Source organism: Burkholderia ubonensis (genome assembly GCF_001718695.1).
GTDB classification, from domain to species: domain Bacteria; phylum Pseudomonadota; class Gammaproteobacteria; order Burkholderiales; family Burkholderiaceae; genus Burkholderia; species Burkholderia ubonensis_B.
Window position 1 is genome coordinate 1,435,346 of sequence record NZ_CP013422.1, and the last position, 13,323, is coordinate 1,448,668.

General features: G+C 69.7%; 2 protein-coding genes. Both read right to left on the reverse strand.

Annotation, left to right across the window (positions count from 1 at the left end):
- Positions 1 to 301 precede the first annotated feature (301 nt).
- Complete coding sequence (locus WJ35_RS26075) at positions 302 to 13,048, reverse strand: filamentous haemagglutinin family protein (protein ID WP_069240637.1); 12,747 nt, start codon at positions 13,046 to 13,048, stop codon at positions 302 to 304.
- A 64-nt stretch (positions 13,049 to 13,112) separates the two neighbouring features.
- On the reverse strand, positions 13,113 to 13,313 hold the full coding sequence (locus tag WJ35_RS31935; protein WP_014725296.1) for a hypothetical protein: 201 nt from the start codon (positions 13,311 to 13,313) through the stop codon (positions 13,113 to 13,115).
- Positions 13,314 to 13,323: the final 10 nt, after the last annotated feature.

Sequence of the window (13,323 nt, forward strand, 5' to 3'; positions counted from 1 at the left end):
TTTTCATTGCGGACAGCGCAGCGATTCACGCGAGCCGTGGTGAAGCGATGCATCGGGTTCGAACCGAAAGGAGAGAGCCGAGCGCCTGCGCGATACGGCGCTGCCCGATGCGGCACAGTGAGCCGATAACCGATCACGCTGGGGCCGAAGCACACGGCGTCTGCGACTGCCCCAGCGTCGATGAAATCTCGCCAAGCACTACGCGCGTCACATCGTCGATCTCGATGTCGACTTTCCGCGGCCGGCGACCGACGTCACCCGTCGCCGCCCCGGCAGCGCGCGTCCCGCTGCGACGCGCGCTTCAGAACCGGTTCAGCTTCGCCAGCTCGTCCTTGCTCAGCAGCGTCTTCTGCGTCGCCCCCGGCGCGCCGAAGCCGAGCAGCGAAACCGAATTCGACGAATCGTAGCCGACCTGCTCCGGCCTGCGCCGCTTCGATCCGCCATCCGGACCGTTGTCGCCGAAGCCCTCGACCTGCACGCTGATCGTCCAGCGACGCGGCGCGACGCCCGACGCGTTGTTCTTCGCAATGTCCTGCGCGGCCTGGCTCGCGGCCGAGGCGGCCGAACTCGCGGCGGTCAACGCCCCGGTGTTCACCGCCTGCACGAGCGGGATGCCGTTCACGGTGCCCGTCACCTGGATGTTGTCCGCATTCACGACGTGCAACGCGGCAACGTTCAGGTTGCCCGCACGAATGCCGGCGTCGCCCGCATCGACGGTGCCGCGCGGCGCGATCAGATTCACCGTGCCTTTCGGCGCGCCCGGTATGCTCTGCAGCGTCGCGATGCCGGCGCCCGTCACCTGCCCGCGCGCGTCGACGGTGCAGTAATGGTTCGCGTCGCACACGTACTGCGGCGCCGGCGTGTCGGCCGCCGTTTTCGCGCCCTTGCCCGCGTTGATGTCGCCGCTCGAACTCCAGATCGTCATGTCGCCGCCCTGCTCGGTGAAGATCCGGCTCTGCGCGAGCAGTACGCTCTGGTCCGTGAAGATGTCGACGTTGCCCTTCTCGAGCGTCAGGATCCCCATCGTGCCGGGGCCGGCGACCACGCTCCCGGTGCCGTCGACGATCTGCGGCGGCGCCGTCGTGCTGCCGACGAGCGCCTGCCCGCCGGGGCCGAGGATCGTCACGTCGCCGCCCTGCTGGGTCTGGATCGTCGTGCTGCGAATGTCGAGATTGCCGGTCGCGACCTGCCGGTTCGCGCCGTTCGATCCGCCGCCCAGACTGTTCGCCGTATAGCCCAGCGAACCGGGGAACAGTGTGTTGATCGCCTGATAGCCTCGCGCATACTGGCCGCGGTACGGACTCGACGGATCGTTGTAGTCGGCCCCGACCTGCGCGAGCACGCCGAACAGCACCTTCTGCGCGAAGCGTTGCTGCACATACGACGGCAACGCCTGGAATTGCTTCCACGCTTCGGCGGCCGTCAGCCGGCCGACGTTCGCGAGCGCCGCGTCGTGGTCGGCCTGCAGCCCCGTATCGACGCGCAGCCCCGCGTCGTACTGCTCCATGAACGCGATCAACGCCGGCGTCGCGCTCGGCACGCCGGCGACCGAACTGCCCGGCGCGACGTAGGCCGCCACGAAACCGGGAACATCGATGCCGGGGCCCACGCCGAACAGCACGTCGAGGTTCGCGCTCTGGTGCGGCAGATTCGGGTTGTTCGCGTTGCCGACCGCGTCGATGCCCGTGAACACGTGCGCGATTCCGCCTGTGTTGGCGTGCTGGTTGTAGAGCTCGGCCTGGCTCGTCAGCGGGCCGATGTTGCGGCCGGCCTGGACATCGAACCAGCCAGGGCCGCCGACCGACAGGACCGGCACCACGCCGCTGCCGTTCTGAGGCGTCGGCGTGTCGTATATGTCGCGGCCGGCAACGATCCGCGTCACGTCCGAGCCGCGCAGGTTTTGCCCCCAGAACGCGAGGTTCACGATGTCCTGTCCGGCCTGCACGAGCGACGGCTTGTCGATCGACAGCGTGAGGAGGTTGCGATAGAAGCCATCGCCGTCGGCGGACGTGTCGGCGACGCCGTTGACGATGCTGCCGTTCACGCTGTAGATCCGCGCCGGGGTCGCGTCGTCCCCGTGCAGCGCCGTGCGCGCATGGGCGGCGAGCGTCGCGTCGGTCAGCGCCGGGATCGCGGCGACCGGCAGCGGGTTGGTCGGCGACGGCATCGTCGACGGATCGGCGTCCGACAGGCCGAATTGCGTCGCCGGCGCCGTGTCGCTGCCGACCGACAACGCCGCGGCGTTGGACAGACGCACCGACCGATCCGCGATCAGGTTCAGTTGTCCGAGCGCCGACGGAAACAGCGTACCGCCCGATTCGACGTCGATACCGCCGCTGAATGCGGTCAGATTGACGCTGGCCGGCAGCACGCCGTTCGCACCGGTCAACAGGCTGCCGATTGCGCCGAGCCGGATATCGCCGGTCGTCGACGACACGTTCACCGACGAGGTCGGCGAGTAGCCCTGGCTGTCGGCGTACTGCCCGTAGTACTGCAGGTTGATCTGGTGGGTCGGCGAATCGCCTGCCTGAGGGAACGCGCTCGCATACGACGGATCGAGCACCGCGCCGAGCTCGACACCCTGTCGGCCGGTCACGTCGAACACGCCGTCCTGGGTCGCCAGGATCGTCGATACCGCTACTGGAGCTTGCCCGGGGATCGACACCGGCACCGCGATGTCCGAGCCGATGCTGCCGCCTGCCGAGATCACGCCCGCGCCTTTCGCGACGAAGTAAGTGCCGCTCAAAATGTCGCCGTCGGCGCGTACCGACAGATTGCCGCCGCCGACGGTGACGGGCTGGCCGGTTGCGTCCTTGTACCAGGTGGTCGGCAACGACACCGCGAGATCCGAAATATTCCCGCCGGCACTGAGCGAGACATTGCCGCCGACGCTCATCACGCCCTGGTCGAAGGCGCCGAAATCGATCGAGGTCCGGGCCAGCGGAGCAACGAGTGTGTTGCCGTCGGCCGTTTTCGCGCCGGTGATCTGCATCCACTGCCACCAATACTGGTCGATCGAGTTACCGGCATTTCCGGTCACGGTTCCGTTCGCGTCGATCACCTTCTGCATGCCCTTGATGTCACGTCGCGCATGAATCGTGATGTCGCCGGCCGAATCGGGATTCACTGCCGAAGTCACCAGAACGTCCTGCAGGCCGGCGACGTTGCCATGCGCGATCGCGGTCGTCAAACCGACCGGCGGCGCGCCTGCCGCCGGCGCGCCGGCCGTATAGATCACGCCCGGAATGATCAGCGTCGACGGATCGGCGACCCGCGACGTGTCGAACAACGACACGTCGTTGCCGGCCGCCACGTCGATCGATCCCTTGCCGGTCCGGATCGTTACCGGTTCGACGAGCGTCAAGCCGTTGCTGTCCACGTAGCCCGTGTGCCCGCTCAGCACCACGTTGCCGAGGTTGGCGGAAGCCGCCGCTGCGTTCGTGGACGTCGAAGCCGGCTGCAACGCGAGCGGGTTCGCGCTCGACACATCGGCGCCGGACACGATCCGGTACGACGAGCTTTCGCCGCCGAGCAAGGTCGCGAAAGCGACCGGTAGCGGATTGTTCGCGGTCGGCACGTTCGCCGCCGCGTTGCCGGGTAGCGCGCCGATATTCACGACGCCGGTATCCGGCACCGACGAAGGCGCAATGGGCGCATAGAACACGTTGTACGCACGTACGGGCGGTGTGAACAGGCTCGGGAGCCGACGATTGAAATAGCGTGAATATGCGAGCATATAGTTCGCGTAATCGGCAAGGTAGGCACGCTGCTCCGACAACGTCGCGTTCGCGGCCAGGCCGGTCGGCGGTGTCGGTGCGGCAGGTGTGCCAAAACTCGTAACCGTCCTGGGGGTGTACCCATTCATGTAAGTGCCGGGCGCGGGGCCGCTCGTGAGGTCAGAGCCCCAATAGGCCGTCAGATAGTCGCTGTAGGTCGAATGATCGGCCAGTACCGGCGCCGGCGTAACCGACGGCCTGACCGGCAGAATGTGCCCGGTGTAAATCGATGCGGAATTCGGCGACGTCCACGCTTCGATATCCTGTTGCCACGCGCCGGTATATGACAGATATGCCGAGTAATAGCCACCGGTCTGCCCCGTCAGCGGCGATACCAGCATTGCATTCGGATCCAGCGACGTGAGGCCCGCCGTTCCCCCGTTCGTAAACGTCACGGTCACCTGCGTCGGATCGTCAAGCGACACCAACTGGTCGAATTGCTGCTTCGCGTCCGTATAAGTGCCGGTTGCCGTAGCCGGCCCCGATCCGCCCAGGATCGACGCCACCTGGCTCTGATAAAACCCGTCCGAAATGCTTGCGTACGCATCGAAATCGTTGGCCGCGCGGAACGTCAGCGTCGGCGCGATCGTCGACCGATAGCGGAAATCCGGCGTAATGCTGCCGCTGTTGTTCGGTGCGCCCGCGCCGAGGTTCCAGTTCGACAGCACCGAGATATTGCCGCCGTTCACCGCATGGCCCGGATTGGCGAGCTCGATGCCCGGCGCGACGCTGAAATTCTGCAGCGATGCAGCGGCGAACTGGCCGGCGACGCCATCCGGTCCATGCTGGACGAATGCCATCAGCGTGCCCGGCGCTGCGCCGGACGCGTCGGCGCGATACCCGTAGAACGCGACATGATCGGCGTTGGCGGCCGCGGCGGCGAAGTACGCGCCGGACAGCCCGGTGAAGCCGCTGCCGGAAATCCCGTTGCGCAATTGATCCTCGGTCACCGCCGTCGACTCTCCGGTCGCGTCGTTGACGAGCGTTCCGCCGCCCGCGCCGCCCGGCGTATAGCTGTACGTCGCCGGCGTGCTGCCCGGCACCGTGAACGTGCCCGCCAGCAGATGGCCGCTGCCGTCGTACCAGCCGGCCGGATCGACGAGGCCGTCGAAATGCTGCGAGCCGGTCGTCGCATCGGCGGTGCTCCACACCGCATACGCTTCGACCGTCGTCTTGCGCGACCCGCGCACGCGGCTTCCGTCGAGCACGACGTTGACCGTGCCGTCGCGCAGCAGCGGCGCGCGGAAATCGACCGTGCCGTCCAGCGTGCCGCCGGGCGTACCGCCGGACACGTCGATCGACGCATTCGAACCGAGCCGGATCGCGCCGGACTGCGCGGCCGACACGTTCTCGTAGCCGTAGCTCGCGTTGTACGGATCGGCGACGGCCGGATCGAACGTCGCGCTCGTGCCGATCGCGACCTTGCCGCCGCGCTGGCTCGCATCGGTTGCCTTCGCGAGCAGCGAGCCCTCGATATCGACGCCGCTCTTGCCGTACAGGCTGATCTGCCCGCCCGCCTTGCCGGACGCATCGATCGTCCCCAGCACGTCGACGTTGCCGTTCGCCGCATCCGACGCGTTGCCCGCGCCGCCGTCGGCCGTCAGCGACACCGCGTGAGCGGACAGCGCATTGCCGGCCGACAGCGTCAGGTTGCCCGAGCGCGTGTGAATGTCGATCGACTGGTTCACGCCGCTCGACGCGAGCGTCTTCGCCAGCGCGTCGAGGTCGGCCGCACCGGCCGTGTCGAGCGACAGCGAGCCGCCCGCATAGCCGCTCGCCGCGCCGCCCTTGATCGTGCCGTTCAGGTTCACGACCTGCTTGGGCGCCGACAGCGTCAGGCTGCCCGCCGCGCCGCCGCCCTTCGCGCCCGAGAAATCGAGCGTCGCGCCCGGCTGCAGGTCGACCGTCCCCGCATCGGCGGTCAGCGTGATCGAACCGGCCGGCGCGTACTGCGTCACGTCGAAGAACTGCTTCGACACGCCTGCCGAACTGACCGTCGAACCGCTGCCGATCGTCAGATTGCCGGTGGTCGCCTCGAGGCTCACGTTGCCGGCCGGCGCCGCGATCGTCGCGCCGTTGTCGGCGAGCGTGGCGCCGACGAAGTGCCATGCACCGCCGACCGGCGTCTGCGGCAACGCGGCGCCCGCCGCGCCGTTCAACGTCAGCGCGCCGGCCGTCTTCACGGTCGACGCGGAACGCGTATCGGCCAGATACACGGGCGCGTTCAGCGTCACCGGCAGCGCACCGAAATCGAACGTCCCCGTGCCTTGCCCGACGATGCCGGCGCTCGCGCTCAGGTTCGCCGACGCGAATCCGCTCAGCGACTTCGTGCCGGCGCCGAAATCGATCTCCTGCGCGTTGACCGTCAGCGTGCCGCGGCCCGGCGTGACGGCGCCGTTCGGCGCGCCCGTCTCGTTGGTGAACGCGATCTGCTGCCCGTTCAGCGTCACGCGGCCGCCGTCGCTCGTGAAGGTGCCCGCGCTGAGGTCGACGTGCTTGCCGAACGTCGCATTCACGTCGCCGATGAAGCCCATCGCGCCATAGCTGCGCAACGACACGAGATCGGCGTTCGCGAACTGCGCGAGGCCCGACGGATCGATCACGAAACCGGGCAGGCTCGCCGCGGCTGCGCCGCCCGCATTCGTGAACGTGATCGCCGAGCCGTCCACCGTGATCGCTTTGGCCGACAGCAGCGCGCTCGGGTCGGCCTTCAGCGTGCCGGACGAATCGAGCAGCAGCGCCTGTCCGCCCGACAGCGTCGCGCCCGCGCCGACCGTCAACAGCCCGGCGCCGGTCGCGCCGCTGCGCGTGAGCGGCGCCATCGCGCCGTTCGATACGCGCAGCAGCGCGCCGTCGCCTGCGATCGTGATCGGTTGATCCTTGGCCGCCGGGTAGTCGCCCGCCGCCGCGATCGATGCCCCGGCGTCGACGCGCAAGCCGTTCGCCGCATTCGGATCCGTACCGCTCGCGTCGGTTCTCGTCGCGATCAGGATCTCGGGGCCCTTCAGCGACGAACCTGCGTCGTTCGACACGACCACGCTGTTCGCGATCGGCGTGATCGTCACGCCGTTCGCGGTCGCCGCACGCGTGCCGCCGATCAGCAGGCTGCCGGCATTCAGCGAATCGAGCGCATCGCTGCCGATCTGCAGATAGCCGGCCAATGCCGCGCTGCCGCTGCCGGTGATCTGGATGTCGCGCGACGCGATGTCGACCTCCGCCGGCGCGCCGAGTGCACCGGGCGCCGCGTTGAGCGTCGCGCCGAGCGCCAGCGCCTTGGTCGCGGCGAGCACGAGCTGACCGCCGTCCACCGGCAGCGGCGGCGTCACGTTGCCCTGCTTCGCGGCCTGCGCGGCGAAGAAATCGTTCGCGCCCTTCAGCGTGTACTGCGAATACTGCTGCCAGGTTGCGCCCGACTGCACGTCGAACAGCGTCGGCGTCGCGCTGCGGCCGCCGGTGACCGCGTCGGCGAAGTAGCCGGCCGTCGTCACGGTGCCGTCCGGCCGCACCTGCGTCGCGCCCGGAACGACGTTGCCGCCGGTGCCCGACACCGTCACGCGGTACGCGCCCGGCAGCGTCGCGTACTTGCCCGGCAACAGCGTGTAGTAGCCGGGTTTCAGGCCCGGCACGCCGGACAGGTACACAGCCTTGCCGATCGCGTCGTGCAAGCCGGCCTGGCCGACATCGAGCGTCGCGGTCGTGGTCGTCGGCGTCCCGTTGCTCGCGACGCCCGGCTGCAGCGTCTGCGCGAACATCGGATCGTATGCGGCGACCGGCGACTGGACGCCCGGCACGATTGCGTAGACGTTCCCGGCGCCGGCGTTGACCGGCACCGCCGTTGCCCCGTTGCCGCTCGCATAGCTCACGTTGTATTGCGCCAGCACGTCGCGCGTGCCGCCCGTGCCCGGCACCCATTCGGCGGCCTGCAGATCGCCGCCGCCCGACAGGTCGATCGTCGCGCCCTTGCCGAGCGCGACGCGCGCGCCGTTCACGCCCACGTACTTCGCGGGCGGCGCGTTCAGGTCCCCCGCCGACGCGCCGGCGAGCGGATTGAACTGCCATTCGACGCCGTCGATCGTCGTGCCGTACGGAATGATCGACGTGCCGTTCGAGACCGACGTGACGCTGCCGTTCGCGAACGTCACCGAATCGGTCGCGACGAGCGGCAGCGTGCCGAACTGTTTCTGCGTCGCACCGCTCGCAGGATCGCCGACGCCGAACACGAGCGCGCCCGACGGCGCGCGCACGGTGCCGCCCTGCACGATGTCGGTGGCGTCGACGAGCAGCGTGCCGCCCGCCGACAGTGGCGTGCCGGACGCGCCGGTCGAGCCGAACGTGACGGTGGTCGGCGCACGCTGGCCCGTGACCGGATCGACGGGACCGACCGCATCGACGATGAAGGTGCTGCCGGTGGCCGGATACAGGCTCGCCGCATTGAACGTGACGTTGCCCGGCGTGTACAGCACGCCCGGCAGCAGCGCATTGCCCTGCTGAGACACGCTCGTCGAGCTCAGACGGATGTCGCCGCGGCTGCTCAGGTTCGCGTGACCGAAGTTGTTGAGCTGGATCTGGTTGCGCAGATCGACGAACGACGCATTGACGTTCAGCGTCGCATCGGACAGCGTCTCGACCGGCGCGAACTGCGGCGTCGACGACGTTGCCGTCGGGCCCGCCAGCGCGACGTACGGCGCGTCGATCGTCACCTTCGTGCCGAGCGGGTGAGCCGGCGCCTGCGACAAAAGGGCGTCGAGCGCCGAACCGGCGGCGCCCGGCTGCTGCGGCGTCGCCAGCAGCGTCTGCAGCTGGTCCATGCCGATCGCGGCGATGCGCCCGCCATTGAGCGTCACCGACTCGGGCAGCGCGAGGCTCACGTTGCCCGCGAAAGCGATCGTCGGCACCGGCGCCGAAAGCGGCGACGGCGTGCTGTCGCCCAACACGAGATTCGCGATCCCCGAACCGTCGAGGCGATCCGCGGCGAACTCGATCACGCCGCTCGGCTGGCCGGCCGCGCTATCGGCCGGCGTCGGGACAGCCGCGCCCGGCGCGAACCCGGCGGGCAGCAACGTGCCGCTCTGCCGCACGACGAGCGCGGTCGCGCCGGGCGAACCGCCGTTCTGGTGCGGCAGGATCGTCAGCGTGCCGCCGCGCGCTTGCGACGCGCCGCCGTGGCCCGCCAGCTTGCCGTCCGCGAACAGCCCGTATGCGGCCGACAGCGTGATCGAGCCGGCGTCGCTCCACACCGGTTGCGACGCATAGGCGCCGTTCGCCTGCAGGCGGTCGAAGTTCGTCGACGCGCCCGAGACGTCGATCGTCGAGCCGGCTTGCGCGACCACGTAGCCGGCATCGCTCGACAGCGTCACCGAGCCGCCGGGCAACACCTTGCCGGTATGCGGCGTGACCGTCGTCGCGCCGATCCTGACCGGCGCGGCCAGCGGATCGGCCAACGCGACACCGGCCGCGTCGAGCGTCGCATCGGCGCCCAGCCACACCGAGCGGCCGGCGCTCGGCGTGAACACGATGGCTTGCCCCGGCTGCGCAAACGGGCCGCCGCCCGTATCGGCGCTCAGCGTGATCGAGCCACCCGGCGCGACCACCGAGCCGAGCACCGTCACCTGCAGCGGCGAACCGAAGCCGATGCTCGCGCCGGCATCCGCATGGATCGACGCGCCCGACGCCAGCGTCACGGCGCCGGTCACGTCCGCATAGGACGGCGGCGGGCCATTGGGCGTGCTCTGCCAAGTCAGATAGTTGCCGCCCGTCAACACGAGGCTCGTCGGTTGCCGGTGATAGGCGTCGAGTTGCCCGATCGTCGTCAGTCCCGCCGACGCGAGGTTCGCGCCCGAACCGGTGCGCTGCAGCGCGAGCGCGTCCGGCATGCGGTTGCGTTGCGTCAGCGCGAGCGTCGCGCCCGGCGCGATGGTCGAGCCGTAGTACGCGTTCAGCACGTACTTGCCGAAGCCCTGCTGCGCGAAAAAGCTGTCGGGCAGGTACACGTCCCACGGCGAGGCGGCCGAGCGGTCGCCGCCGATCCGCAAGCCGAGCGCCTCGAGCGTCAGCGTGCCGCCGCCCGAAAAGCCTTCGCTCAGTATCGTGCCGCCCATCGCGATCGTGCCGGCGCTCGGCTGCGTGGCGGGCAGCGGCGCACCGCCGTCGAGCGTGTGACCGAACTGCCTGGTCGCGCCGGATGCCGCATAGGTCTGCAACGTGACGTTGCCGCCGCGCCCGACCGGCACGCCGTCGCGCATCAGCAGTTGCCCGTTCGCGAGCATCTCGCCGCCGCTCGACACGTCGAGCACGCTGCCCGGCTGCAGCACGATCGAGCCGGTCGCATCCACGTCGGCGCCGTTCACGCGCGTCGAGCCCTGCATCGCCGACAGCGAGATGCTGCCGCCGTCGACGAACTGGCTGTTGCCGGGCGTGGTGCCCGGCGCGGCCTGCACGTCGTTGTTCACCCACTGGCCGGCCGCGTCGAGCGCGCCGTGCGGGCCGACCACGACATTGCCGCCGCTCGTGACCGAAATCTTGCCGGACGGCGCCGAGACACGCCCCGCGATGTTCACGTCCGCGCCGATCGCCGAGCTGTCGAGCGAAACGGAGCCGCCGGGCTGCAGGTTCAGCTGCGTGCCCTGCGCGACCTCGATGCCCTTGCCGGCGTTCTTGTCGCCGGTCACGTTCAGGCTCGCGAAGCCGCCGCGATTCAGCGTCGCCACCGGCACGACCTGCGTGGCCGGCAGATTGTCCGGATCGTTCGCGGCGAGCGCCGCCGACGCGCTCGGGTCGAGCCGCGTGTCGATCGAAAAGCCCGGCATCAACGCGCCGAGCTGCGGCGCTTCGTTCTGCAGGATCACGAGGCCTGCGATGCCGTTGATCGTGAGCGACGTGCTGGCCGCGGCGTTCCACGCCATCCCGGCCAGCGCGCCGCCGGCCAGCTTCGGGTCCGCGCCGAGGTTGAACGTACCGCCCGACGGCAGGCTGTTGCCCTGCGTCTGCTTCGCGCCGCCGAACGCCTGCGCGCTGACGTCGCCGTCGAGCACCAGCGCCTGCGACGCGAACAGGTCGAGCGTGCCCGCATTGCCGCCGACGATGTAGTCGGCCTGGTACGCGGCGCCCGTCTGCAGCGGGTTGAACCACGACTTCGTCACGCCCCAGCGCGGATGGCTTTCGACGAACTGCCCGGCAATGCCGACATAGCGCTCGTACGGGCTCGCCTGCCCGATCGGCACGATCGCGCCGTTGGCGTCCACCAGCCGCGTCGTGTTCACCATCCCGCCGTCGTAATGCACGTAGCCGCCGTTCAGGTTCATCGACGAACCGGTCGCGGTCATCACCTCGTTGCCGGACAGCGTGATCGTGCCGCCGTTGGTCAGCAGCTGGTCGACGGTGCGCGGAATCAGGTTCACGTAGCCGGACAGGTTCAGGATCGGGCTGCCGACCCACTGCACGCCGTCGCTGCGCGTGCCGGTCAGCGTGCTGTCGACGACCACGCCCTTCAGCCCGAACAGGAAGCTGTTGCGCAACAACGGCGAGTCGGCCAGCTCGTTCTGGCCGATCCGGTCGATGGTCAGCAGCGTCTGCGAGATCGGCGCGTGCACGTCGGCCAGCCCCGATACGTCGATCGTCGCGCCGTCGTCCACGTAGATGCGGCCCGGCACCGCGCTCTGCCCCGGCGTCGAATTCGACACGACGGACGGCACATAGGCCGTCACCGACACGTTCGAGCCCGGCGCCTCGATCAGCGAGCCGCGCTGGAACCACACCGAACCGGCCGTCATCGCGATGCCGCCCGGCGTGAAGGTCGTGCCCGGCGTCGACGTCGCCGTCTGGCCGGCGCTGTCCGCCAGCACGGTGGTCACCGATTGCGGCCCGAAGCTCAGCAGGCCCGCGCGATTGACGTTGTCGGCACCGCCGGTCCCGCTGGAGACCAGCCCCGAGCCGGGGTACGGATTGCCGAGCGGATCGTTCGACGCATATTCGTCCGCGGTCGAGATCGTGATCGTGCCCGGCGTGTTCACGCTCGTCGTCACGCCGACCACGCCGTTCTGGGCGACGCGGCTGCCGAGCAGGTTCACGTTGCCGCGCGCGGCCTGGACGATGCCGGTGTTGGTCAGCGTGCCGGCGGGCGTGACGTCGATCGTGCCGCCGGTCTGCAGGTCGGTCTTGACGATCTGTCCGCTCAACTCCGGCAACAGCACCTGCGGATTAGCCGTCACGCCGGCGGTGTTGGGGCGCAGGCTCACGCCGACGCCCGCCGCCAGCACCACCTGTCCGGCCGTCGCGGAAATGCTGCCGGCGTTCGTCACGTTCGGCGCCGCGACCAGCACGAAGCCGCCGTCGCTCGCCGTCCCGTTGGTGTGCGTCGTGATCGACGCGCCCTGCTCGATGGTCACGTCGCCCGGCGCCTGATACGCGCCGCTCAGCAGCACCGGGCCGCCGAGCCCGAGCACCTCGTTCGGGCGGCCGATGGCGCCCGCCACGCCGCTCGAACTGCCCGATTGCGGATAGGCCAGGCCGCCCGTCTTGCCGGGCTGCACGCTCAGGAACTGCAGGTTGCTCGCGACGATGCCGTCCGCGGTCGGCACGAGCTGCTTCTTCATGTCGAGCAGGTTCAGCGACGACGCGACCAGCGAATGCACGTTGACCTGCGAGCCGGCACCGAACAGCACGCCGTTGCGGTTGATCACGTAGACGGCGCCCTGCGCGGCGATGTTGCCGAGGATCTGGCTCGGCCGGCCGCTCGGATCGTTGACGCGGTTCAGCACCGCCCAGTTGTTCGCACCGTTGGTCTGCGTGCCGCCCGACTGGTCGAAATTCAGCGTGGTCTGACGGCCGACGTTCATCGTCTCCCACGTGAGCACCGCATTCTGGCCGGTCTGCTTGACGTCGACGTTCACGTGCCCGTTCGCGTCGACGCTCTGCGTCGGCGCGTTCGCGTTGAACCACAGCACCGGGTTGCTCGTGTCGGCCGTCGCGCCGGCCGCCACCTGCAGCCCGCCCGGCGCGAGCCCGTTCGGCACGCTCGACGGCAGCTTCGCCGCGGCGGCGGCCGCGTTCTGCTGCGCGGCGATCTGAGCCGCGATCGCATGCGCGGCGTAGCCGAGGTTGCGGATCGACGGCTGGCTCGCCTGCGCCGCCTGCTGCGGCGACACGCCGAGGTTCGGCATGCCCGGCACGCCGCCGGCCGCGCCGCTGCCGCCGCCTGCGGCGCGCGCGGTGGCCGCGCCGAGGTTCATGATGCCGGCCGCGTGCGCATGCGCGGACGCCGCGGCCAGCAACATCAGCGCAGCGGCGCGCACCAGCGGCCGCAGTTCCGAGTTGAGGGTCGAGCGCGACCCCGTCGCGTCAGATTGTCGTGCCGTACGTGCGCGTGCTGCCATTCGTCACCCCGAATCCTATGAAATGGCGCTCGGCGACGATCGCGCCGCCCACGACGCCGATCCGTTGCCGCGCCTGGTCGTTGCGCGTCGGCCGGAACCCGGCCGCGGGAATCCCGAGAACATACGAAGGCCCGATGGCAGCGACATGGCGGGTGTTACGGACCATTCCGGCCGCG